This window comes from Bacillus sp. CHD6a (genome assembly GCF_001293645.1).
GTDB lineage: Bacteria > Bacillota > Bacilli > Bacillales > Bacillaceae_I > Sutcliffiella_A.
The window spans coordinates 1-23,582 of sequence record NZ_LBMD01000039.1; the positions used below are offsets into that span (position 1 = coordinate 1).

24 protein-coding genes are annotated in these 23,582 nt (G+C 38.6%); 21 read left to right on the top strand and 3 right to left on the bottom strand.

Annotation, left to right across the window (positions count from 1 at the left end):
* The first annotated feature begins 492 nt into the window (after window positions 1-492).
* The 15 genes from AAV98_RS18865 (at window position 493) to AAV98_RS18930 (ending at window position 14,435) form a co-directional block, all read left to right on the top strand.
* Window positions 493-1,740, top strand: a complete 1,248-nt coding sequence (locus tag AAV98_RS18865) for an ABC transporter substrate-binding protein (protein ID WP_060667064.1) — start codon at window positions 493-495, stop codon at window positions 1,738-1,740.
* A 57-nt stretch (window positions 1,741-1,797) separates the two neighbouring features.
* Window positions 1,798-2,673 carry a carbohydrate ABC transporter permease gene (locus tag AAV98_RS18870; protein WP_060667065.1) on the top strand — a complete coding sequence of 292 codons (876 nt, stop codon included), beginning with the start codon at window positions 1,798-1,800 and terminating at the stop codon, window positions 2,671-2,673.
* A 15-nt stretch (window positions 2,674-2,688) separates the two neighbouring features.
* Window positions 2,689-3,498: a carbohydrate ABC transporter permease gene (locus AAV98_RS18875; protein ID WP_060667066.1), complete on the top strand. Its 810-nt coding sequence runs from the start codon at window positions 2,689-2,691 to the stop codon at window positions 3,496-3,498.
* A gap of 93 nt (window positions 3,499-3,591) precedes the next feature.
* Window positions 3,592-4,317 (top strand): GntR family transcriptional regulator, encoded by a 726-nt coding sequence (locus tag AAV98_RS18880; protein ID WP_082380960.1) that lies wholly within the window; start codon window positions 3,592-3,594, stop codon window positions 4,315-4,317.
* 541 nt (window positions 4,318-4,858) lie between these two features.
* Entirely contained in the window at window positions 4,859-5,179 is a 321-nt protein-coding gene (locus AAV98_RS18885) for a hypothetical protein (RefSeq protein WP_060667068.1), read from the top strand.
* Window positions 5,180-5,300: 121 nt separating this feature from the next.
* Window positions 5,301-5,666 (top strand): hypothetical protein, encoded by a 366-nt coding sequence (locus AAV98_RS18890; protein ID WP_060667069.1) that lies wholly within the window; start codon window positions 5,301-5,303, stop codon window positions 5,664-5,666.
* Window positions 5,667-5,705: 39 nt separating this feature from the next.
* A complete protein-coding gene (locus tag AAV98_RS18895; RefSeq protein ID WP_060667070.1) occupies window positions 5,706-6,110 on the top strand; it encodes a hypothetical protein in 405 nt (134 codons plus the stop codon).
* Window positions 6,111-6,276: 166 nt separating this feature from the next.
* Entirely contained in the window at window positions 6,277-6,678 is a 402-nt protein-coding gene (locus AAV98_RS18900) for a hypothetical protein (protein ID WP_060667071.1), read from the top strand.
* 86 nt (window positions 6,679-6,764) lie between these two features.
* A complete protein-coding gene (locus AAV98_RS20620; RefSeq protein ID WP_197284335.1) occupies window positions 6,765-6,920 on the top strand; it encodes a hypothetical protein in 156 nt (51 codons plus the stop codon).
* A gap of 108 nt (window positions 6,921-7,028) precedes the next feature.
* Complete coding sequence (locus tag AAV98_RS18905; RefSeq protein ID WP_060667084.1) at window positions 7,029-7,481, top strand: hypothetical protein; 453 nt, start codon at window positions 7,029-7,031, stop codon at window positions 7,479-7,481.
* Between the two features lie 105 nt (window positions 7,482-7,586).
* Window positions 7,587-8,090, top strand: a complete 504-nt coding sequence (locus AAV98_RS18910) for a HEAT repeat domain-containing protein (RefSeq protein WP_060667072.1) — start codon at window positions 7,587-7,589, stop codon at window positions 8,088-8,090.
* A 478-nt stretch (window positions 8,091-8,568) separates the two neighbouring features.
* Window positions 8,569-9,126 carry a glycerol-3-phosphate responsive antiterminator gene (locus AAV98_RS18915; RefSeq protein WP_060667073.1) on the top strand — a complete coding sequence of 186 codons (558 nt, stop codon included), beginning with the start codon at window positions 8,569-8,571 and terminating at the stop codon, window positions 9,124-9,126.
* A 21-nt stretch (window positions 9,127-9,147) separates the two neighbouring features.
* Complete coding sequence (glpK, locus tag AAV98_RS18920; RefSeq protein ID WP_060667074.1) at window positions 9,148-10,638, top strand: glycerol kinase GlpK; 1,491 nt, start codon at window positions 9,148-9,150, stop codon at window positions 10,636-10,638.
* A 148-nt stretch (window positions 10,639-10,786) separates the two neighbouring features.
* Window positions 10,787-12,493 carry a glycerol-3-phosphate dehydrogenase/oxidase gene (locus AAV98_RS18925; RefSeq protein ID WP_060667075.1) on the top strand — a complete coding sequence of 569 codons (1,707 nt, stop codon included), beginning with the start codon at window positions 10,787-10,789 and terminating at the stop codon, window positions 12,491-12,493.
* Window positions 12,494-12,671: 178 nt separating this feature from the next.
* Window positions 12,672-14,435, top strand: a complete 1,764-nt coding sequence (locus AAV98_RS18930) for a phospho-sugar mutase (RefSeq protein ID WP_060667076.1) — start codon at window positions 12,672-12,674, stop codon at window positions 14,433-14,435.
* A 125-nt stretch (window positions 14,436-14,560) separates the two neighbouring features.
* Here the strand turns inward: AAV98_RS18930 and AAV98_RS20405 are convergent, their stop codons facing one another.
* A complete protein-coding gene (locus tag AAV98_RS20405; protein WP_156317862.1) occupies window positions 14,561-14,707 on the bottom strand; it encodes a hypothetical protein in 147 nt (48 codons plus the stop codon).
* A gap of 60 nt (window positions 14,708-14,767) precedes the next feature.
* Here AAV98_RS20405 and AAV98_RS18935 point away from each other — a divergent pair, with 60 nt between their 5' ends.
* From AAV98_RS18935 to AAV98_RS18945, 3 genes are all read left to right on the top strand, one after another.
* Entirely contained in the window at window positions 14,768-15,907 is a 1,140-nt protein-coding gene (locus tag AAV98_RS18935; RefSeq protein WP_060667077.1) for a GAF domain-containing sensor histidine kinase, read from the top strand.
* The gene (locus AAV98_RS18940; RefSeq protein ID WP_060667078.1) at window positions 15,904-16,533 is read left to right on the top strand and encodes a response regulator; all 630 of its coding nucleotides are present in this window, start codon (window positions 15,904-15,906) and stop codon (window positions 16,531-16,533) included. Before AAV98_RS18935 ends, AAV98_RS18940 begins: the two co-directional genes overlap by 4 nt.
* 128 nt (window positions 16,534-16,661) lie before the next feature.
* A complete protein-coding gene (locus AAV98_RS18945; protein WP_060667085.1) occupies window positions 16,662-17,201 on the top strand; it encodes an NADPH-dependent FMN reductase in 540 nt (179 codons plus the stop codon).
* Window positions 17,202-17,284: 83 nt separating this feature from the next.
* On the opposite strand, the gene AAV98_RS18950 is transcribed toward AAV98_RS18945, so the two are convergent.
* On the bottom strand, window positions 17,285-17,542 hold the full coding sequence (locus AAV98_RS18950) for a YhdB family protein (RefSeq protein WP_060667079.1): 258 nt from the start codon (window positions 17,540-17,542) through the stop codon (window positions 17,285-17,287).
* 139 nt (window positions 17,543-17,681) lie between these two features.
* Between AAV98_RS18950 and AAV98_RS18955 the strand changes: the two genes are divergently transcribed.
* Together AAV98_RS18955 and mgtE are read left to right on the top strand one after the other, a co-directional pair.
* Window positions 17,682-18,710, top strand: a complete 1,029-nt coding sequence (locus AAV98_RS18955) for a M14 family zinc carboxypeptidase (RefSeq protein ID WP_060667080.1) — start codon at window positions 17,682-17,684, stop codon at window positions 18,708-18,710.
* Between the two features lie 512 nt (window positions 18,711-19,222).
* Window positions 19,223-20,584 (top strand): magnesium transporter, encoded by a 1,362-nt coding sequence (gene mgtE, locus AAV98_RS18960; protein WP_060667081.1) that lies wholly within the window; start codon window positions 19,223-19,225, stop codon window positions 20,582-20,584.
* 55 nt (window positions 20,585-20,639) lie between these two features.
* Here the strand turns inward: mgtE and AAV98_RS18965 are convergent, their stop codons facing one another.
* The gene (locus AAV98_RS18965) at window positions 20,640-21,512 is read right to left on the bottom strand and encodes a sulfite exporter TauE/SafE family protein (RefSeq protein WP_060667082.1); all 873 of its coding nucleotides are present in this window, start codon (window positions 21,510-21,512) and stop codon (window positions 20,640-20,642) included.
* A gap of 157 nt (window positions 21,513-21,669) precedes the next feature.
* On the opposite strand from AAV98_RS18965, the gene AAV98_RS18970 reads away from it, so the two are divergent.
* Window positions 21,670-23,085 (top strand): SpoVR family protein, encoded by a 1,416-nt coding sequence (locus AAV98_RS18970; protein ID WP_060667083.1) that lies wholly within the window; start codon window positions 21,670-21,672, stop codon window positions 23,083-23,085.
* Window positions 23,086-23,582 lie beyond the last annotated feature (497 nt).

A 23,582-nucleotide genomic window follows, 5' to 3' on the forward strand; every position in this document is an offset into this window, starting at 1 on the left:
ATTCATTCCCATCATAAAAATATTAAAACACATCATTAAAAAGCGACCCCACAAAAGGACCTTTTCACATAAATTTATTCTTATACTTAATCTTCTGTTTCTTATTAAGCTATTGCCATCGCAATTTTCTCTATGGAAAAGCATTAACCTACATATTTTATGGGATTCTTCATAAAAACTAGCTCTTGCTTTAATTTAGCTGGCTACGCTTCCGGAAGCTCACCTGTTTCTATCTACCACAGGCCTCTGTGCGCCTTTCACTTTAAACAACAGTAAAGGGACTCAATACTTCAACAAATCTTGTAACATATGAAAATAAAATATTAGAAAAAAATTATTGAATTAACTGAAAAAAGAAAGTATTATTTGAATTAGGAGTTATGAAAACGCTACCATTAAAATTTACTTGCGTTAGAGGGGATTGTTTTGTTCTAAAAGGTAGTAACGTAAGTAATTTAAGGTAGTAACGTTATAATAAAAGGGGGAAATGTTATGAAAAAGTTTAAATTGCTTTCGATCATTTTGGCATTAATGACGTCACTTGCTTTAGCTGGATGTTCTTCAGAAGGATCATCTGGTGAGAAGGATGGAAAAACAACCATCAGTTTTATTCACTGGCGTGGCGAAGATGTTGAGGTGTTTAATGAATTGATAGCGAAGTTTGAGGACGAAAATCCAGATATAAAAGTCGATATGACGGCATACCCGTCAGAACAATATCAATCCACTGCACAAACGTTACTTCGTGATGGAACAACAGGTGATGTTTTTGTATCCATGCCTGGATCTCAATTTGAAATCATCCAAAAAGCTGGGTTCTTTGAGGATCTAACTGGCGAAGAATTTGTTTCGAATTTTAAAGAGAGCCTCGTAGAAGTTGGACAAAGCGAAGGAAAACAATATGCATTACCATATCAGCTTGTGTTTAACCAACCTATCTATAATGCAGGGATTTTTGAAGAGTTAGGGTTAGAGCCACCAACCGATTGGGAAGGATTTTTGGCTTTATGTGAAACCTTAAAAGAGAATGGCTACACACCTATTGCTTTCCCAGGTGCTGATATCGGTCCTGGTCAATTGATGAACGCTATGATGATGAACAATGCCACAGATGAGGAAGTATTTACTAAACTCGTAAACGGAGAAGTTAAGTTAACGGACGAGTGGTGGGTAAAAACGTTATCTCAATTCAAGGAATTAAATGACAAAGAATATTTCCAAGCTAATGCTTTAGGAACTAAGCATGATGGAGCGATTGCTCTAGTTGGACAGGAAAAAGCTGCAATGCTTGCCACAGGCTCCTATGCGATGGCAAATATTAAGAGTCATAAAGAAGATGTCAAATTGAACTTATTGGCACCTATTACAGTTTCGGAGTCTGAAGCGAAATTTGAAGGTATCCACACTACCACTTTCATGTTGGCAGTTAACAGTAAATCCGAGAAACAAGAGCAAGCGAAAGCATTCATTGAATTCTTGAGTAAACCGGAGAATGCTTCAATTTATGCTAATAAGACTGGACAGCATTTAACGGTTAACGATGTAAACTATGAATCTGACGTCTTAAAAGATACCGTACATTGGATGGATAAAAACACTAGATTCCAACCGCGTTATCTTATTCCAAACGCTGATGTGGAAAAAGCGGTTGTTGGTTCTATCCAAGATGTATTGAGCGGAACCGAGCCGGCAGAAGCTGCGAAAAAAGCACAACAAATTGTTGATCAAAACCTAAATTAATTTTTATGGGGAGGAGGAGCTTGTTCTCCTCTTCCTTTCATATGAAAGGGGGATACAATGAAACAGAGCAAGTGGCTTTACTTATTTTTTGTACCAGGGCTTATTTTTTATAGTATTTTCTTTATCCTCCCAACGATTAGTGCAGTTTTTTACTCGTTCACAGATTGGGATGGACTTACTGCAGATTTTAACTTTGTAGGATTCGAGAATTATACAAATCTAGTTACCAATGATTCTATTTTTATAAAATCCATGACAAATAACCTGAAATTTATGCTGTTTGTCGTCGTTTTTCAGACTTTGTTCTCGTTGGTATTTGCGATATTACTTGTTAAGAATACAAAAACAAATATTTTCTTACGAGCTTTATATTTCTTTCCGACCATCCTATCCTCTGTATCGGTAGCATTTATTTGGTCCTATATGTATGACCCTAACTTAGGTATCATCAATAACCTATTTTCAAGTGTAGGACTTGAAATGTTTGCAAACAATTGGCTTGGTGATCAAAACATCGCGATATATTCCATCGCCTTTGTACAAGTTTGGTTTCATACTGGGCAAATGCTCATTATTTTTGTTGCTGGTCTGCAAGCAATACCTGAGGATTTATATGAAGTGGCAAAAATTGAAGGGGCAAGCCGCTGGCAAACATTCAGCAAGGTAACATGGCCGTTGATTGCTCCTGCTGCAACCATCGTCGTTGCTTATACAACCATTCAGTCTTTTAAAGCATTTGACCTGATATATGCCATGACAAGGGGTGGCCCTAACTATGCCACAGAGATTTTGGCAACCCACATTTACACAACTGCATTTAGAAGCTTTAAATTTGGATATGCATCAGCGGAGTCTGTAATTTTTATGTTGGTCATCGCACTTATTACATTCTTGCAATTCCGTGTACTTCGGGCTAACACATTAGAAAATTAGAAGGGGGGAACGACGATGAAATGGACAAAAAAACTTTTACTGTTTATTTATGCAACGCTTATTCTAGTACCGGTAATCTCCATTGTAATGGCAACTTTTAAAACAACATCTGAAATATATGAGAATATATTAAGTTTGCCATCTAGCTTTAATTTTAGTAATTACTTTGGAATCTTCCAAGAGCAAGCGATGGGCACATATTTTTTAAACAGCGTACTTGTGACACTAGTATCGGTTGTTTTTACTTTATTTTTTGCAAGTCTTGTGGCATTCGGCATTACAAGGCTTGGAGGTTGGATCGGTGGCGGGATATTCGTGTTCTTTACTATTGGAATGATGGTTCCTGCACAAGTAAACATGATACCTTTATATCAATTAGTTTATAGTTTAGATTTAACTAATTCATTAGTGGGTTTAATGATTGTCAATCTATCTGTTACCCTGCCTGTAGCGGTTTTCATTCTTTCTGGATTCATGAGGTCACTTCCGAAATCACTGTTTGAAGCATGTACGATTGACGGAGGGAACAACTGGCAGATGTACTATCGCATTGCATTGCCGCTATCTTTGCCATCTTTGTCAGCAACCGCTATTTTTCTATTTGTGATGCATTGGAACGATCTACTCTATCCACTTTTATTTATCACAAAAGCGGAATACAAAACTCTTCCACTAGCACTATTAGAATTCCAGGGAGAGTATATGACGAATTATCCAATGTTATTTACAGGTGTTATTATCGCTTCTGCACCTATGGTTCTAGCTTATCTTTTCCTACAACGTTACTTTGTTGCAGGGATGACTGCGGGTTCAGTGAAGGGCTAAGATGTTTTGCAATAAATGGTAGTGACGATACTATCTTTTACATGCGAAACATATTAGAATAGAAGTAGATAGGTAAAAGGAGTGTCGGCAACAGTGAAAATAAATCATAGCAGTCCTATTCCACTTTATCATCAAATAAAGGATATTTTGGTTAAAAGGATTGTGGATAAAGTGTGGGGTCCAGGTGACTTGATTCCTACAGAACAAGAGCTGATGAAAGAATTTGATGTAAGCAGAACAACCATAAGACAGGCGATTACGTCAATGGTACATGATGGACTTTTGGAGAAGAAGCAAGGTAAAGGAACAACAGTCAAGTATCAGAAGTTAGTGGGATCCCTTGGCCGTCTCACTGGTTTTGCAGAAGAAGTGATGGAAAAAGGCTTGATGCCTCATTCGAAGTTATTAAGAACAGAATTCAGGGACGACCTTTTTATTGAAAAAGCTAAACTCAACTTAAATGATGAGGACAAGATATTAGTGATCGACCGAATTCGTTTCGTTAACGATTTACCGATTGCTCTTGAACGTACGTGTTGGCCAGAGAAAATTGGTGAAATTTTATTAAAACATGATCTCAATAACGCTAAGTTTTATCAGATATTAGAAGAAAACGGCGTGATGTTAAAAAAGGCAAAAGAGAAAATTTCTGCAGTCAATGCCACGCTTCATGACGCGGACCTTCTAGGCATAAGCGGTGGCCAAGCATTACTGGAAATGACTCGTTTGAGCTATGGCATCAATGACAAGCCAATTGAATATGCCAAAACCAAATACCGCTCCGATCAATATCAATATCAAGTAGAACTAACAAGATAACAACTAAACTGCCACAACGCGCAAACTTTGCCTGTGGCAGTTTTTTAATAGGATAATATCTAAAACGGTTGATTTCCGTTCCAGGCGCTTCGCTTGCCTGCGGGCGGTCCGTGAGCCTCCTCACTTCGTTGCGGGGTCTCACCTGTCCCTTCCTCCCGCGGGCGTCTGCGCGCCTTTCACTACAATCAACAAGGTAATTCCACTCACTGAAATATTTGTATAGAAAGCTATCCCAGAGTTAACTGTCTTCAGAGGTGCAAACAAGTAAATATCCATGCAAAACGCACTGTATTTCACATAGAAATTCACAGTGCGCTTTGTATTGTTGTACCAACTATCCTATGAGTTTTTACTTCTAAAAACTACAATCAAATCACCTACCATTTCTAAAGATAAAAATAATTATTGGATGGAGTGTAAATTTGAAGGTGTTAAACGCAAGTCAATTATAAATATGTTAAAATATAGGTATTATTCATAATTTTAACTATTTAACAAACGGGCAGTTTAATGGAAGAAGAAATAAAATTGGGGTGAGTTCATGTTTGTTAAAGTTTATCAGTATCATATTCAAAAAAATAAAGTAGACGAATATTTAGCAATTCAAGAAAAAGCATCAGAAATTTACGGGAGACATTTAGATTTTCACACAATGTATCTAAATAGTAAGGATGATGCTACGAAATGGATAGAAATTTCAAGATATAAGGATGAAAATGAGTATCAAAAAAGTATGGATATGATTAATCAACAAGAAGAAATACAAGAACTATTCAAAGCATTCCAATCTCTCTTAGTTACTGATAAGAGTGAGATAAGTGAAGAAGACTTTATTGAAAAGAAAGAAAAATATACTTTTTAGGAATTACCTTGTTAAACAAACTAGGGCGATTGTAGCATTGTGGGGCGCTCCTTACTTATGAATTGGGCAGGATTGTGGAAGAAGCTATAAATTAAATAATGACTTTTAGGTGTGATGATCATTGAAAAGAAGATTAAAAAAGAAGGTCCAAAATAAATATAATATTTTTAAAGAGGCAAAACGTCAGAAACATAAACTAAAGGGGAACCAATGCCTAGAGTATGAACTTTTACCAATGGGAAAAGGCGATAAGATTTCCTTGTTAAATGATGAAATGACGCCTGACTACCCAAATGTATCGCACTGGATTGTAGACGTGTATTATCGGAAAATCGAAAATGTTTTTCAAGTTCGAATTTTTCCTTGTTCTAAATTTGGTGGTAGTCCAACTAAATCGCCTGTTAGAATGATTTTTAGTTGTGATAATGTCTTTAAAAAAGTAGTTGAAGATATAAAAAAGGATAAGTTTTGGGATGCCGAATATTAACTCCAAAACTGTATAAGGTAATCACAAGGAGCGATGGAAATGAGTTTAGCCAGTTATATTGGCTGTAACGTAGAAATACCCATTAATGATGAAGATGATGATTTAGTTACGATAGGTAGTTTCTTTTCAGATGAAGAACACCGAATCAATGTACAGAAGTATCAATTCAAAACTCCTTATGTTTATGAGGTATCAAGTGATTGGGGAATTGAGATTTCAGAATATATGAATCGTAAAACGTGTGCTGAATCAAAAAAGGAGCTAATAGAACTATGTAAATTAATGGACAGTTATCTTAAAAATGGCGATTTTTTTGAACTGTATAGTTGTTGGGTGGGGGAAGAAACTCAAAGGCGAGAAGGCGAGTTAACCCTGCAAATTAACAGCTTTGATATTGACCAGATTAAAATGCCAGAAAAAACTTTAGTGCGATTTGAAAAATGAAGTCTTCTTATTCAAGAAGGGAATACGTTATTCCAACAAGCTAAAAGGCAGCAATCTTAATTATCTTGATCTTAAACAATCTAGGGCGATTGCAGCATAGTGCGTAAGCTCCTTAAGCAGGACTTGATCATTTAGAAGAGTAATACAAACTCAAAGGGGTGAAAAATTGAAGAGAGTTAGATTTGTTGTTATGATGCTAAGTTTATTAATTATAGGTTGTAGTCAAGAACCCAATGTTAAAGTATTGGTTGAACAAGATTTAATACATCTTCATAATGGTACTCCTGAAATTGTTAAGAAGTATTTTCAAGAAAAAATACAGTTAGGTGACGGAGGTTTACATACATATCACTTAGACAATAAAACATATTTAATGCTTTTTGAGCCTAACAGGATGATAAGTCAAATCCAAGAGTTTAGTAACGAAGTTAGGGTGAATACAGTTTTTAATGATGGACCAGGGACTTTTAAACCTAATAATGAAGTGAATAGTGTCTTATATATTAAAGTAATTAATAGAGTAGAAAAACCTTTTACAGTAATAAAAGAAAAGGATACAAATTCCTAATATCAATATTAAAAGTAGGAAGTAGAAAGTGGAACTTTTAAGGAAAGCTTTCGTAGAGAAATAATAGTTATGTTTGAGGGGTGGCTATGAGGTCAATAGTTAATGGAATAAAGAATATGTTTTTAGATATATCTGCAATGGGGAAAGGATTAGTCTATGGTTTTGTTATGGTTGCACTGTTAATTCTAGTTGGTGGGGCTTTGTTATACGGTATTTTGTACCTTCGTAATCTGATATTTTAACTTAAATTTTTCCTCCATTATCTAGGGCGATTGCAGCATAGCTTATCTCGTCTAACTTAGGAATAGGTAGTTTAATGGAAGAGAAAAAATTAATTAATGTTGATAATTATGGAATGGAAAGAACTTAAACATAGGCAGGATATTGAAAAATTGTTAGAAACATTTGGTGGTTTCCATGATAGTTGCTTAAAGGAATTATATATGTGGACTGAGAGCTATGTAGATGAAAATTTATCTATGGGCATGTCAACAGACCTTGATACTAATGTACGAATCCTCTTCCAAAGACAGTATGATAATCCTTCTGCAATTGAATTACTTTTTGAAGGGGTAACTCAATTTCATATCGTTCCCAGTCCGATTAAGTATGACCCAGTCATTTATGAAGCAAAACTTATTTTACACGAGGGTTATTTTTATTGGGCTGATGATTATGATTGGGAACCAAATAATTTTACTCAGGGTGCTAATAGCTGGATTTCTTCAAAAAATCTTAAGTGGCGTGATGTTAGTTCGTGGATGGGTAAAAAAAGCAGATACGGTTTAATTACCCCAGATTAAAAGGGATTTAGAATTCAACAATCTGGGAGCTTTTATTTAGTAACGCGTTTATTCCATGTAATGGCTGCTATTGCTGAACATAGTTAGATGAAGGGGTTTTAATAGATGGAGATAGAATTGTTACGAAAAGCATTAGAAAATGATAATCAAGAGGTAGTATACAGTTTGTTAGAGAAAATCGGGAAAAATAAACATAATGAAGCTATTCCCCTACTCATACATTATTTAAAATGCACTCATAATCATATGTTAAGAAATTCAATTGCACTTTCCCTAAGTGATATTAGAAACGAAGTAGCAATAGAACCATTAATAGAAACGATAAATGACCCGAAAACTTTGGGGTATAGAGGTACCTTGCTTAATGCATTGAAGCCATTCGATTGTTCTCCCCACCTTGAAACACTGATTTATCATTTGCTAACAGGTAACTACGAAGTCCAAATGAATTCTTATCAACTAATTGAAGAAAGTATTAAATCAAAAATTGACGATGAAGTTCTATTAAATTGTATTTTAAAGGTAAAGAAAGAACTAGATGAAATAGAAAGACAACAGGATATACTCTCAGATGCTTTAGAAATGTTATTCTCCTTAAAGAAAATATAGTTATTCAATCACCTTATTGAACTAGAGTGTGATCTACAATAACGATCTTAAACAATCTATGAGCGATTGTTGTGAAATAAAACAAAGTAAAAAAGGCTTAGGAAAGAAAATCTCTTTGAGCCTTTTTTATGTCAAAAATGTCGTGATTTTCATTGTGATTTGCTGTTTGCACCCCACAAGTAAACTCCTTAACATAAACATTAAGATTTTTTAATTTTCTAGCTGGTGATTGGAGCACGGGGCGGAGACTCCTGAGGGAGGTAGCGGTAGGTTGAGACCCCGCAACGAAGTGAGGAGGCTCAAGCACCGCCCCTAGGAAAGCGAAGCCCAGTGCGGAAATCACCAGCGGTGTTCCACGTGCTTCTTAATTATTTCGCGCAAAAAGGTTGTAACCTTAATACAAAACGTATTAAAATGTAAATAAGAAAATGAAAGCGCTACAACTTGACTCGATCACGATATGAATTGAGGTAAAACGATGACATTCCAAAATCAAACCATACTCCCTGCTGTAAAAAACGGCAAAACGCTAGATCAATTTTTACAGAGCAACTATGAATATGGTGTAATACTAGATAGTCAACTCTCACAAATACCAAATTATATAAAAGCAGCTAAAAGAGAAAAGAAAAAGCTGTTTGTCCATGTAGACCTTATTCAAGGAATTAAAAATGATGAACATGCGGCAGAATTCCTATGTCAAACCTTAAAACCGGCAGGACTCGTCTCTACAAGAGCGGCAGTGATTGCAAAGGCCAAACAAAGGGGTATCTATGCCATACAACGCCTCTTCTTACTTGATTCCAATGCAGTGGAAAAAAGTTATCAGGTTATTGAAAAGGTCCAGCCCGACTTTATTGAAGTATTACCTGGGGTTGTGCCTCATATGATTAGGGAAGTAAAAGAGAAAACAGGCATTCCTGTTTTTGCAGGAGGTTTGATCCGTTCCGTGGAGGATGTGGATCGTGCGATTGAAGCAGGAGCGACAGCAGTTACTACCTCCAAACAGGATCTTTGGGAGCATTATTCAAAATAGATGTTAGGGAGAGTGCTAGAAATGGAAACATATATCTTATCTTTAGACCAGGGAACAACAAGTTCAAGAGCGATTCTTTTTAATAAAAATGGAGAGCCGGTGTATACGGCACAAAAAGAATTTCAACAGTACTTTCCAAAATCAGGTTGGGTGGAGCATAATGCGAACGAAATATGGAGTTCCATCTTGTCTGTCATTGCATCTTGCTTGTCTGAGTCAGGGGTAAAACCAAACCAGATAGCTGGTATTGGTATCACTAATCAACGTGAAACGACTGTTGTGTGGGATAAAAAGACGGGGCAACCGATACATAATGCGATTGTTTGGCAGTCCAGACAGACATCGGCTATTTGTGAGGCATTAAAAGAAGCGGGCCATGAACAGACCTTTCGAGACAAAACGGGGTTGTTGATTGATGCCTATTTTTCCGGGACAAAAGTGAAGTGGCTGCTTGATCATGTAGACGGGGCACGAAATCGTGCGGAAAAGGGAGAATTGCTATTTGGAACCATTGATACGTGGTTGATCTGGAAGCTTTCAGGCGGAAAGGCACATGTGACGGATTATTCTAATGCTTCTAGGACTCTCCTTTACAATATCCATGAGTTAAAATGGGATCAAGAATTACTGGATATTCTAGACGTTCCTGCAAGTATGCTTCCAGAAGTCAAACCATCATCGGAAGTTTATGCACATACGGTTGACTATCACTTCTTTGGTCAGGAAATTCCGATTGCAGGTGCGGCTGGCGATCAGCAAGCGGCGCTATTTGGACAGGCTTGCTATGAAGAAGGGATGGCGAAGAACACTTACGGTACAGGTTGTTTCATGCTCATGAATACGGGAGAGAAGCCGATAAAGTCGGAAAGTGGGCTTCTCACTACCATTGCATGGGGGATTGACGGCAAAGTAACCTATGCATTAGAAGGTAGTATTTTTGTTGCAGGTTCTGCTATTCAATGGCTGCGTGACGGACTCCGCATGTTCAAGGATGCCAGTCAAAGTGAAGCGTATGCTACAAAAGTAGATTCTACAGAAGGGGTGTATGTAGTGCCAGCATTTGTTGGACTAGGCACTCCTTATTGGGATAGTGATGTTCGCGGAGCGGCATTTGGATTGACGAGGGGTACATCTAAAGAACACTTTATTCGCGCAACGTTGGAATCGTTGGCGTATCAAACAAAAGATGTGTTGACGGCGATGGAACATGATTCTGGAATCACTTTAAAAACACTACGTGTAGATGGAGGAGCAGTGAAGAATAATTTCTTAATGCAATTTCAATGTGATATGCTCCGGGTTGGGGTGGAGCGACCATCTGTCAATGAAACGACGGCACTTGGAGCAGCGTATTTGGCTGGTATGGCTGTTGGGTATTGGAAAAATAAAGAGGAGATCGCTTCACAGTGGAAGGTTGAATCAACCTTTGAGGTAGAGATGGACAAACAAGTACAAGAAGAATTGTACAGTGGTTGGAAAAAAGCTGTAAATGCAACTATTGCTTTTAAGTAAGCGTTGCATATGATATACTAATGATAAGTTAATATTTCGGTTGGAGATTAGGAGAGACCACAGAACGTATGCAGAGCAAAAGCTTTGTCTATGTTTTCTGTGGTCTCTTTTTGTATATATACCTACTAAGAGGATGGAGGAAAATAAAATGAAAAAATTAAACTTTGCGAGCTTTAATAGAAGCCTTTTTTTAGAAAAAATGACAGAAGAAACTTATGACGTATTAGTAATCGGTGGTGGCATAACAGGCAGTGGTATCGCCCTGGACGCTGCAACCCGTGGATTAAAAACAGCTGTTGTGGAAATGCAGGACTTTGCTGCCGGTACTTCCAGCCGCTCCACAAAACTTGTTCATGGCGGACTTCGATACTTAAAACAATTAGAAGTGAAGATGGTGGCAGAAGTAGGGAAGGAACGTGCCGTCGTTTATGAAAATGGCCCACATGTAACGACTCCTGAATGGATGCTGTTGCCGATCCAAAAAGGAGGAACATTTGGAAAGTTCTCTACGTCCTTAGGTTTAAGGGTGTATGACTTCTTGGCAAATGTAAAAAAGTCAGAACGCCGCAAAATGTTGAATGCACAAGAAACGTTAACACGTGAGCCTCTTCTAAACAGCAACGGTTTAAAAGGTGGAGGTGTTTATGTGGAATACCGCACGGATGACGCACGCCTTACTATTGAAGTCATAAAAGAAGCGGTCACTAGAGGTGCAGAAGCAGTTAACTATGCAAAAGTGGAAGAACTCCTTTACGAGGATGGAAAAGTAGTGGGAGTGAAAGTGGTCGATCAATTATCAAACAAGGCTTATGCCATTCGTGCTAAAAAAATTGTAAATGCTGCAGGCCCATGGGTTGATACACTGCGTGAAATGGACGGTTCGAAAAAAGGAAAACATCTGCAACTGACAAAAGGGATTCATTTAGTATTTGACCAAAAGAAATTCCCGTTAAAACAGGCAATCTACTTCGACACACAAGACAAAAGAATGATTTTTGCCATTCCGCGTGATGGGAAAACATATGTCGGAACAACGGATACGGTGTATAAAGAGGACATGGTTCATCCACGAATGACGAAAAAGGATAAAACGTATGTATTAGATGCTATTGCATACATGTTTCCTTCCTTAAAATTGAAGGAATCTGACATTGAATCCAGTTGGACTGGATTACGCCCGTTAATTCATGAAGAAGGAAAATCCGCTTCTGAAATATCCAGAAAAGACGAAGTGTGGATCTCAGACTCTGGATTAATTACCATTGCGGGAGGAAAGCTGACAGGTTATCGAAAAATGGCTGAGATGGTTGTGGACTTAATAAATAAACAGTTTGTAAAAGAAACGGGTAAAAACTTCGGCAAATCCAAAACAAAGAATATGCCTATTTCAGGTGGAGATGTTGGAGGTTCTCTTAACTTCTCCGCATATATGAGAAAGAAAGTAGAAGAAGGAATGAAACTAGGTTTTACAAGAGAAGAAGCAACAAAGCTTTCCGCTATGTATGGTTCAAATGTAGATAAAGTGTATGCCATTGCAAAAACAGATGCTAGCCAAGCAAAAAAAGCAGGGTTGCCAGTAGATGTGTATGCACAGGTCGTATATGCATTAAAAGAAGAAATGACAGCAACTCCAACTGACTTTTTCATCCGCAGAACGGGCGCATTGTTTTTCGACATTGCCTGGGTGGAGAACTGGAAAACAAAAGTATTGGATGTAATGGCCAAGGAATTAGTTTGGAGCAGAGAGCAAAAAGAGCAGAATCGAATCTTGTTAGAGCGTCATTTACATGATGCAGTAAGAGCAGTGGACGAAGAACAGGGTTTTGATCAAAAGGTTTCCAACAGAATCAGTTAAGATTCTTACTAATAAGGAATTGCTTAAGGCAATTCCTTTTCTTTTTTAGTATAATAATGAGTGAAAACGTTCACGTACGCGTAATTTGTCATAATTCGACGTATTTTTTTTGCAGGAAGCATTAGTAGGTAAGTAGAAGTTATACTATATCCTGATAAACGCAAGGAGGAAAAGACAGATGAAATGGATGGAGAAATTTGACCTTTGGGAGTCACACACGAACCTTGATGAAGAAATGAATACGCTCATTCAAGAAATGAAGCACGATGACAAGGCCAAAGAAGAAAGCTTTTATAAAGAATTAGAATTTGGAACAGGTGGAATGCGCGGAGAAATTGGCGCAGGAACAAACCGAATGAATATATATACTGTTCGTAAAGCGTCTGAAGGGTTAGCAAGATACATAGAATCCTTCGGTGAACAAGCGAAAAAAGGCGGAGTGGCAATCGCATATGATTGCCGTCATAAATCTCCGGAATTTGCAATGGAAGCAGCCAAAACATTGGCAAGCCATGGGATCCAAACGTATGTGTTTGAAAGCCTGCGTCCGACACCGGTCCTTTCTTTTGCTGTTCGATACTTAGGAGCATTCTCCGGAATTGTAGTCACGGCAAGCCATAACCCTCCTGAATATAACGGTTATAAAGTGTATGGTCCTGACGGTGGACAATTACCGTTGTATGAAGCGGATCAGGTTATCTCCAAAGTGAAAGAAGTGGAAAATGAGCTTGAGATACAGGTTGCTTCAGAAGAAGAGCTGAAGAATAAAGGCCTGATTAAAATGATTGGCGAAGAGTTAGACAAGGAGTATTTAAAGCAGCTTACTACCATTAGTGTACACCCTGAGTTAGGGGAAGAGATGGGCAAGGATGTAAAGGTGGTATTTACACCTTTACATGGAACAGCTAACCTACCAGTTCGCGAAGGTCTTGAAGCGCTTGGATATAAAAATGTGAAAGTAGTGGCAGAGCAGGAACAGCCAGACCCTAACTTCTCTACTGTATCCTCTCCAAATCCCGAGGAACATGCTGCATTTGAATTGGCGATTCGTGACGGCAAGGAAATGGATGCCGATATTTTAATAGCAACAGATCCGGATGCCGACCGTCTTGGAGTAGCGGTTAAAGATGCCGACGGAGAGTATATAGTGTTGACTGGTAACCAAACAGGTGCGCTATTCTTGCATTATTTGTTGTCTGAAAAGAAGGCAACAGGTACGCTTCCTTCTAACGGTGTCATGCTCAAAACGATTGTAACGTCAGAGTTTGGCCGCGTCATTGCCGATAGTTATGGTGTGGAAACTGTAGATACGTTAACAGGGTTTAAGTTCATCGGAGAGAAAATCAAGCAGTATGAAGAGAGCGGAAAATATACCTTCTTATTCGGTTACGAAGAGAGCTATGGTTCCTTGATTGCTGATTTTGCCCGCGATAAAGATGCTGTTCAAGCATGCATTATGGCAGTGGAAATCTGCGCCTTCTACAAGAGACTTGGCAAGACGATGTATGAAGGGTTAATGGAGTTGTATAAAGAGTACGGATACTACTTAGAAGGCATGAAGTCCCTAACTTTAAAAGGAAAAGAAGGAGCAGAGCAGATTGCAAACCTTCTGACGGCTTTCCGGAACACGCCTCCAGTTAAAGTGGGAGGATACGCAGTTACAGCAATCGAAGATTACTCCACACAAGAAAGATTGGTTGTCAAAACAAATGCTGTGGAGAAAATGGAACTTCCAAAATCAAACGTACTGAAGTATTTCCTAGAAGACGGTACATGGGTATGTGTAAGACCATCTGGTACAGAGCCGAAGATAAAGTTCTACTTTGGTACTCAATCTGACTCGATGGATGCGAGTAAGGAGAAGTTAGACACTATTTCCTCTTCGCTGATGGAGAAGGTGGATCAGTTAGTAAATAGCAAGAATTCTGTAGGAAAAGCTTAAAGAAAGTGATGGAGATGGAAAAGCGAGGTTGGTCGCTTTTCCATTTTTTATTGGAGTAGATCTTCAGGCCTGGTTTCAAGGGATAAGGTGAATTGGCACGAACGAGGATAGTTTTCATACGAACTTTAACTGAGAAATAAAATTACATACTTAAACATTCCAATAGGTGCCGTTTCAGTTAGAAAAGTCATGCTCGATGTGGTTTTTTGTTCGGGATTACACACTTCTACGACCAAAGTCGTACGGAAATCCGGTCTTTTTACGAAAGCCAAAAGGAATTCCCCCTGTTACAATTGAAAGATAACAGGTATACAGAATAGGGGGCATATTAAGTGGTCCAGGATAATCAAAGAATCCAAGAACTGCGCGCGCTGAAAATTATTGCGGAATCGCTTAATCAAGCAAATGACTTACCGGCAATGCTTGAAAGTGTGTTAATAGAACTACTTCAAGTGACAAGCCTTCAAACAGGCTGGATTTATCTAATAGATGAAAAAGGGAATTACGAATTGGCTGCAGAACACAAGCTTCCGAATGCACTAAAAAGCCACAACAATAAACCAATGTGCGAAGGAGGGTGTTGGTGCCTCGATCGTTATCAGGACGGTAGGCTCAAGCGGGCATCCAATATCATTGCCTGCAAAAGGTTAGAAGATGCTATAAAGTTTGATTGGGGGGAGACAAACGATATTACCCACCATGCAACAGTCCCATTACGAGCAGGCGAGGAGAAGTTTGGTCTTCTAAATGTAGCGGCTCCTTCTAAAACACATTTTTCCGATACAGAACTAGCGCTATTAGAGTCTGTTGCCTATCAAATTGGAACGGCAATCAAGCGTATCCGACTTTCCGAAAATGAACAGCACCTTTCTATTTTGGCAGAAAGAAACCGCTTGGCCAGGGATTTGCATGATTCGGTGAACCAACTTCTTTTCTCCCTTATGCTCACAGCAAGAGGGACAAAAGAGCTGACAAAAGATCGGCAAATCCTTGAAATGCTGACATATATGCAGGAGCTTTCTCAAGAGGCTTTAAGTGAAATGAGAGCGCTTATTTGGCAGCTTAGGCCAGAAGGGTTGGAAAATGGGGTTGTGAGTGCACTGCTCAATTATGGCAAAGTGCTTGGGTTAAGCATTCATTCCGAGGTGAAAGGTGTCATTGACTTGCCAAATCAAATGGAAGAAGGCTTGTGGAGGATAGGACAAGAAGCACTGAACAATTGCAAAAAGCATGCAGGAAAAAAAGAGGCGTGTTTGTTAATGGAAGTGAAAAATAAAAAAGTATCCATGGAGATAAAAGATACCGGGAGAGGCTTTTCTTTTACACAAAGTGAAGAGATTCCTTCTTTAGGATTAAGAAGTATGAAAGAGAGAACTGAAGCGCTTGGAGGAAGCTTCACTTTGTTAAGTGAACTTGGGAAAGGCACGTTGGTCCGTGTGGAAATGCCAGTGAAAAAGGGGGAGCAAAAATGATCAGGATAGTAATTGCAGACGATCATCATGTGGTGAGAAGAGGCTTGCTGTTTTTCTTGAACACACAAAAAGACATTGAAATTGTCGGGGAAGCTAAAAACGGGAAGGAAGCAGTGGATCTAGCTGAAGCTTTAAAACCAGATGTTATTCTGATGGACTTAGTGATGCCGGAGATGGACGGTATTGAAGCAACCAAACAAATCATGGAAAGAAATATTCCTTCCAAAGTGTTGATATTGACCAGTTTCTCTGACCAAGATCATGTCATTCCCGCCATACGTGCCGGGGCAACAGGGTATCAATTGAAGGATGTAGAACCTGATCAGCTAATTGAATCAATCCGTGCTGTACACCGTGGGGAGAGTCAATTGCATACTAAGGTCACTTCCCATGTCATGTCGCATTTCGCTAAAGGTGTAAGTAGAAATTTACATGAAGAACTGACCAAACGAGAGCTCGAAGTATTAGCTGAGATAGCAAAAGGAAAGAGCAATAAAGAAATTGCTTCATCTTTGTTTATTACTGAAAAGACCGTGAAAACCCATGTCTCAAACATTTTAACGAAGCTAGAAGTGGCAGATCGGACTCAAGCAGCACTTTATGCAGTGAAACATGGCATAGCCTGATCTACGACTTTAGTTGTAGAAGAAATCCCTCGTTTTTCGTAGAGAAAGTTAGCTATTTGTTCCGATTTGCAAATGAACATTGTCGAATATACTAACTATATAAAACCAGATGGAGGGAGCAAGTAGTGATGAAAATTATCGCGATTAACGGCAGTCCAAGAAAAAAAGGTCGTACTGGAATAGCTGCAAGATTTCTTCAAAGAAAATATGGTGTGGAAGTTATTGATTTAAGTGATGGTGACATTCCATTATATAATGGAGAGTCTTATCAGGCGGAACTCGATAATGTGATTTCGTTAAGAGAGAAAATAAAAGGTGCAGATGGAGTTGTGCTTTTGTCTCCTGAGTACCATAGTGGAATGAGCGGGGCATTGAAAAATGCGTTAGATTTCCTTGGCAGTGAGCAGTTCCATAGCAAGCCTGTTGGATTGTTAGCAGTAGCTGGTGGTGGAAAAGGCGGTATCAATGCATTGAACAATATGCGAGTAGTTGGCCGAGGCGTTTATGCCAATGTGATACCAAGACAATTGGTACTGGACCCGCATTGTTTTGTTGATGAAAATGATTCAGTGAATGAAGAGAGTGCGGAGTTGGTTGATGCCCTTTACCAAGAATTAGTGATGTATGTAAAAATGCGTGAATATATGATGCAGAGTGAAGAGGCCTAATTGGAGGTCTTTTTTTTTATATATTTTAAAACAGCGACCCAAGGTTTGTTTCACCTCGGATCACTGTTCGTTTAAGAAATGATTTACACCATATATCCGTGACTGATTTCGTCCAATTGATCTTCTGTGCTCCTTGTTACAGCGTGATCAATATATCGAAGCAACTGATAAAGATTGTTTTCGATTTCCTTATAGTCCTTAGAAAAATTATAGGAGTGAAGGAAGTGCTCGATATTTTTGGAGAGGAAGTCATCTTTCGTCCGCACCATAAGGATAAGAAGGTTATCCCATTCAGATCGGTGCGTGTAATATAAGGCGCGGTCATAATCAACGGTGTTCATCTGGAATCCTCGCCTCCTCTTGTTAAGGAGTACTATTATTTTGTGTTAAAAATCAATGTTTCCTTCGTTGAAAATGTTGGTCGTATCTCCAAACGAAAACTTACACAAAATAATTGAAATGCGATTTTGAGGTGTATAAATGAAGCGATGGAAAGTGATTGTATTACTGTTTTTACTTGTGCAAATTAACCCATTCATTTCGAAGGCAGAGCAAATAGTAAATGCTCAAGAATGGTATACCTATGACAGAATGCGGGAAGATTTGAGGCTTCTAAATAGAAAATACAAGGATGAGATACAAATCAAGCTGATTGGCAAATCAGAGTTTGGTCAAAATATCTGGGCTGCAAAAATAGGTAAAGGTAAAAAAAACATCATTATATTAGGTGGTCACCACGGAAGAGAATGGCTTACAACAAGTCTTGTCATGACAAAACTGGAATATTACCTAGAAGCGTATAATAGCAATCAGGAAATATTTGGTTACAATTCGCGGCTGTTGGATGAGGTTTCCATTTGGTTTATCCCAATGGTCAATCCGGATGGGATACGCATTCAACAAGAAGGGATAGGCTTTTTATCTAAACATCAACAAACTCGATTAATCCACATGAATGAAAACAGTACGGATTTCGATCGTTGGAAAGCAAATGGGATGGGAATAGATCTGAACAGGCAGTATCCTGCAGGCTGGAAAAACATTAAAGAAAAAACGGCAGTTCCATCCTATCAATATTACAAAGGAAAGTACCCGCTTCAAGCCAAAGAGGTACGAGCAGTTGTACAATTTACAAAGGATTTAGAGCCGTTAATGGCGGTTACCTATCACTCCTCTGGGAGAGTTCTATACTGGTACTTCAAAAATAACCAGGCGGTGGTAAATCGGGATAAGAAAATAGCAGATCACTTATCGAAGTTAACAGGTTATGAACTAGACCAACCGGAAGAGCATGCTGTTGGCGGTGGGTTTTCCGATTGGTTTGTTTCAGAGTTCAATAGGCCTTCCTTCACACCTGAAATTTCTTACTTTGTGGAAGATACAAACCCTCCTTTATCTGTTTTTCAGGAAGAATGGAATCGGAATAAAAAGGTGGGCATATACCTTGTGGCTCAAGCGAAAAATCTGTTTTTAGACCGTAATGAATCTAAAATTAAGGAGACAGAATAATGGTATTGATTTCTCAAAAGATAAAAAGGGTTATTTTGTTTGTAAGTGTTTTATTGAAAAGTAGGGCCAAAAAAGGTTGACACCATCTGTTTTTCCCTTGTAGAGTAGTAAATATGAAAAACAAAATTAACTCATAAAACCTTCGTTAGGCGGGGCTTCATGCACCTTCATTCGTTCCAAAATGACAGGTGCTTTTTTAATGATTGAAACCTGTTTTCCCTGTTGACTGAAGTGCAAGATGTGAGGTTTCAGCGGTGTCCCCAACAAACTGAAGAAGCTCAAGCACCTTCCCACAGAAAGCGAACACCAGGAACGCAAGGAAACAGGGAGTTACACAGAAAACTATTTAAACATAAATTAAGGTGGTGGTAACGAACATGGATAGTAGTCCAAGTCCGAGGACGAATTTAATAAGAAGTACAGGAACATACATATCATTATTAGTTACCATCCCAACGGTAAAATAAAGATATGATACCTTGTACTCCTTAGCATGCAGGGAGGCAAAGCTCATGGTGAAAAACATGACAGAGGATCAAATTATTCTAAACATCATTACCTTTTTAAAAGACGGTAAGCGAAAAGCTTTCCAAGATATTATTGAAGAACTTCAGCCATATGATACAGGGGTCATCTATCAACAGCTTCCTGAAAAGCATAAAGTAAGGTTTCTTACATACCTTACAATTGAGCAGTTGACTGCACTCATCCAAGAACTAAACCAGGAATTGCAGTTAGAAGTATTACAAAAAATCGGTGTGGAAAAATCAGCAAAAGTAATGGACCGAATGGACAATGATGACTTAGCTACATTATTCGACGAAATGGATCCGGAGATTAAGAGCCGATTTTTAGCAAAAATGAACAAAGAAGAATCCAGCGCCGTTCAGGATTTAATGAAATATGAGGCGGAAACTGCAGGACGACTGATGACAAATCGGTATGTGTGGATCCCTCAGGAATACACAGTCCGTGAAGTAGTCGATAAGCTTAAATCTTTTGCGGAACTGGCTGAGACCATCAACTACTTGTATGTCATTGATGAAGAGAAAAGGCTTGTAGGGGTTGTCTCTTACCGGGATCTTATATTAGCGGACGCCCATGAAAAAATACAGGAAATTATGTTTTCGAGGGTCATTTCCGTTCATGTTGATACAGACCAAGAGGAAGTGGCAAATGTCATCGAGCGATATGACTTCTTAGCGGTTCCTGTTGTAGACGATGAAAAAAGCTTAATTGGAATCATTACAGTCGATGATGTCATCGACGTCGTGATTCAAGAAGCAAATGAAGATATTGAAAAACTTTCTGCATCTGGTAAAGATATTGACTTTGATACACCTGCCTTAGTGGCTTCTGCAAGACGTTTGCCGTGGTTGATCTTATTATTATTTATTGGACTAATTTCAGGCAGTATTATAAGCGGGTTTGAAGATACATTAGGTACAGTGGTGGCGCTGGCATTCTTTATGCCGATGATTGCTGGGATGACAGGTAACACAGGTACACAATCACTTGCTGTTATTGTACGTGGACTTATCTCTCGTGATTTGGATAAAAAGCTGGTTACAAAAGTTGTTCTCCGTGAACTTGGAGTGGGAATAACAATTGGAATTACATGCGCTATATTAATTGCCATCATTGCTTTTGTATGGCGAGGCGATTTGATTTTGGGAATGGTTGTAGGAGTTTCTTTATTTTTCACTCTAATCATCGGTACACTGGCGGGTACGATAATCCCATTAATTCTCTATAAACTGAACATTGACCCTGCCATTGCATCCGGTCCACTTATCACAACCGTGAACGATATCCTTTCTTTATTAATCTATTTTGGAATTGCGACAGCATTTTTATCATACTTGGCTCCATAATTCAAAAAAAAGACCTTCCTTATTAACAATTTAATGTTAAAGGGAGGGTCTTTTTTTATAAATGAGATGGCTGAACCTTCTTCTTGAAAAGTCTTGTCAGCAAGAAGACATTAATAAATAAGGTGTAACATCCTAAAGCAACCAAGCCAACTGTAGACAGTTCTATCATCTCTAAGATGAGACTAATCATCGTAACAATATATAGAAAACCCAACAATTTTTGAATGCTTCTGCTTTTAAAGAAAGAGGTGGCTTTTGCTCCTAATTGAGACCCAACGATGGCCCCAGCAATCAAAAATAATCCTACCTTAAAATTTATTGGATTGTTTAGTGCATATGTAATGAATCCGGCACTCACAATTAAAATGACTCCTGCAAGGCTTGTCGCTACAGCTTGTTTGGAAGAAAAACTGTAGTAGGCTATCAATAATGGGACAATGATGAAACCACCACCCACACCTAGGGTAGTAGAAAGAAATCCTGCAATCACCCCTATGATAATAAACTTCCAGAAGCTTTGCTTGTTTGAATTGTCATCAAAAGCAACTTGATTTTCCCCGTTTTCATTCTTCAACATTTTATATGCAAAATAGGAAAGCAAAGCAAGATATAGAATTGGTACAACAGTGGTGTCATAATCGTTAGACTCCAGCCAACTTACTACAGGATAGGCAATTTGTGTGGCGACGACTCCACTTGCTCCGATGATGAGTGCTGCCTTCCATTGGATGTTTTTCATTTTGAAATGCGCATATACACCTGCGACAGATGTCCCAATGGTATAAAGAAGACTGGTAGAAATTGCTTCAATGGGAGTGTACCCTATAAGAAGCAAGACCGGGGTCAGAACGAGACCGCCACCTATTCCAAAAAAACCGGAAAGCATACTAATTGAAAAACCTAGAAGTATAAATAAAATAAATTCCATATACGTATTCTCCTTCAAATGATGCTTATCTACAGTATAACATTACGCCAATGCCAGAGGAGGGCATATAGAAAAATGTCGCAATCGAACAATCCCTTCTCATGTTATGGTCACCTTGTTCATACATTGTGATAAGAGGAAAAGGGAGGTAGTTTTGATGAGAGCAAATGACGAAAAGGCCTTATTCCACGCCATTGATGACATTACCGAAATTGCAAAAGGGTTTGGACTGGACTTTTATCCAATGCGTTATGAAATTTGTCCTGCTGATATAATCTATACTTTTGGAGCATATGGAATGCCGACACGCTTTTCCCATTGGAGTTTTGGGAAACAATTTCATAAAATGAAACTGCATTACGATCTCGGACTCAGTAAGATCTATGAATTGGTTATCAACTCAAATCCTTGTTATGCTTTTCTTTTGGATACAAACTCGCTTATTCAAAACAAGTTGATTGTCGCACATGTGCTAGCACACTGTGACTTTTTTAAGAATAACTGCCGGTTTCAGAATACAAACAGAGACATGGTGGAGAGTATGGCCGCTACTGCCGAGAGAATTAAGCAATATGAACATGATTATGGAAAAAAAGAAGTGGAGGACTTCTTGAATGCAGTCCTAGCTATACAAGAACATATTGACCCTTCTCTTATTCGCTCCAAGCTTGCATGGAGCATGGAGGATATGGAGGAGGAGGAAGAAGCACCGAAGAAGGCGAGTCAATATGATGATTTATGGAATTTGGATAATCGTAGTAAACCGAAAGCAGTTCCAAAGAAAAGAAAAAAGAAGTTCCCTCCTCAACCGGAAAAAGATATTCTTCTTTTCATTGAACAATACAGCAGTGAGCTTGAGGACTGGCAACGTGATATCCTGACAATGATGCGAGAGGAGATGTTATATTTCTGGCCGCAAATGGAAACCAAAATTATGAACGAAGGCTGGGCTTCCTATTGGCATCAACGAATTCTCCGTGAAATGGACCTAACAAGCGATGAGGCATTGGAATACGCAAAATTAAATGCAGGTGTTGTGCAGCCTTCAAAAACGAGCATCAATCCATACTACCTAGGTATTAAAATTTTTGAGGATATCGAGGAACGTTACAACAACCCTACTGAAGAGATGAAACGGGATGGAGTGTTGCCAGGATCAGGAAGGGAAAAAATGTTTGAGGTGAGGGAAGTGGAATCTGACATTTCCTTCCTGCGCAACTATCTTAACAAAGATCTTGTCATGCGGGAGGATATGTATCTTTTCCAAAAGCAGGGGAAAGACTACAAAATTGTTGATAAGGCTTGGGAACAAGTACGCGATCAATTGGTGAACATGCGTGTTAATGGTGGGTTCCCATATATTACGGTAAATGACGGGGATTATTTACGAGCAGGGGAGCTATATTTGAAGCATTGGTTTGAGGGAATTGAGCTTGACCTAAAATATTTAGAAAAAGTAATGCCGTACATTTTTCAAATTTGGGGTAGACCAGTCCATATGGAATCGGTGATTGAGACGAAAAATGTATTGTTTACGTATGACGGGAAGAGCGTGCATCGGAAGTATATTTAGGAAGAGCACAAAGCACATTATAGAAAGCTTGCAGCATTTCTGCTGCAAGCTTTTTTGTTTCTAGTTAAATACAAGTAAGTAGTTAAAATATGCCTTCTGATGTTAATTCAACTCCTTAAATATACATGATTTAAAGACATACCAATTATTCCTCTAGCTTTGCCCCTAAAATTATTCAATTTCCCAATGAACTTGAAGACTGACTTTTCTTATTTCTATATATATAGCTTGCGCAACTTCCACCCTTCCACTTCCATACCCTTACCTTATTTACCAAATTAATTTATAACATTTCTAACCATGCAGAATAAAATGTTGGAATGAAAATTAAATATTTGGAGGTGTATAAAAATGACATTGTATTTTGAGTGTGAACGAAACAAAAAATGGTGTAAAAATTGTTCACCAGGACCAAAGGGACCACCAGGTCGAGATGGAGCGACCGGACCACCCGGACCAAAGGGACCACCGGGAAGGGATGGAGCAGTCGGACCAAT

Coding starts and splice junctions, on each gene's coding strand:
- AAV98_RS18905 (WP_060667084.1), top strand. CDS start 7,029: ATGGAATGGAAAGAACTTAAACATAGGCAGGATATTGAAAAATTGTTA.
- glpK (WP_060667074.1), top strand. CDS start 9,148: ATGGAAACATATATCTTATCTTTAGACCAGGGAACAACAAGTTCAAGA.
- AAV98_RS20620 (WP_197284335.1), top strand. CDS start 6,765: ATGAGGTCAATAGTTAATGGAATAAAGAATATGTTTTTAGATATATCT.
- AAV98_RS18925 (WP_060667075.1), top strand. CDS start 10,787: ATGAAAAAATTAAACTTTGCGAGCTTTAATAGAAGCCTTTTTTTAGAA.
- AAV98_RS18955 (WP_060667080.1), top strand. CDS start 17,682: ATGAAGCGATGGAAAGTGATTGTATTACTGTTTTTACTTGTGCAAATT.
- AAV98_RS18870 (WP_060667065.1), top strand. CDS start 1,798: ATGAAACAGAGCAAGTGGCTTTACTTATTTTTTGTACCAGGGCTTATT.
- AAV98_RS18895 (WP_060667070.1), top strand. CDS start 5,706: ATGAGTTTAGCCAGTTATATTGGCTGTAACGTAGAAATACCCATTAAT.
- AAV98_RS18965 (WP_060667082.1), bottom strand. CDS start 21,512: ATGGAATTTATTTTATTTATACTTCTAGGTTTTTCAATTAGTATGCTT.
- AAV98_RS18940 (WP_060667078.1), top strand. CDS start 15,904: ATGATCAGGATAGTAATTGCAGACGATCATCATGTGGTGAGAAGAGGC.
- AAV98_RS18885 (WP_060667068.1), top strand. CDS start 4,859: ATGTTTGTTAAAGTTTATCAGTATCATATTCAAAAAAATAAAGTAGAC.
- AAV98_RS18875 (WP_060667066.1), top strand. CDS start 2,689: ATGAAATGGACAAAAAAACTTTTACTGTTTATTTATGCAACGCTTATT.
- AAV98_RS18945 (WP_060667085.1), top strand. CDS start 16,662: ATGAAAATTATCGCGATTAACGGCAGTCCAAGAAAAAAAGGTCGTACT.
- AAV98_RS18865 (WP_060667064.1), top strand. CDS start 493: ATGAAAAAGTTTAAATTGCTTTCGATCATTTTGGCATTAATGACGTCA.
- AAV98_RS18910 (WP_060667072.1), top strand. CDS start 7,587: ATGGAGATAGAATTGTTACGAAAAGCATTAGAAAATGATAATCAAGAG.
- AAV98_RS18930 (WP_060667076.1), top strand. CDS start 12,672: ATGAAATGGATGGAGAAATTTGACCTTTGGGAGTCACACACGAACCTT.
- mgtE (WP_060667081.1), top strand. CDS start 19,223: ATGGTGAAAAACATGACAGAGGATCAAATTATTCTAAACATCATTACC.
- AAV98_RS18970 (WP_060667083.1), top strand. CDS start 21,670: ATGAGAGCAAATGACGAAAAGGCCTTATTCCACGCCATTGATGACATT.
- AAV98_RS18950 (WP_060667079.1), bottom strand. CDS start 17,542: ATGAACACCGTTGATTATGACCGCGCCTTATATTACACGCACCGATCT.
- AAV98_RS18915 (WP_060667073.1), top strand. CDS start 8,569: ATGACATTCCAAAATCAAACCATACTCCCTGCTGTAAAAAACGGCAAA.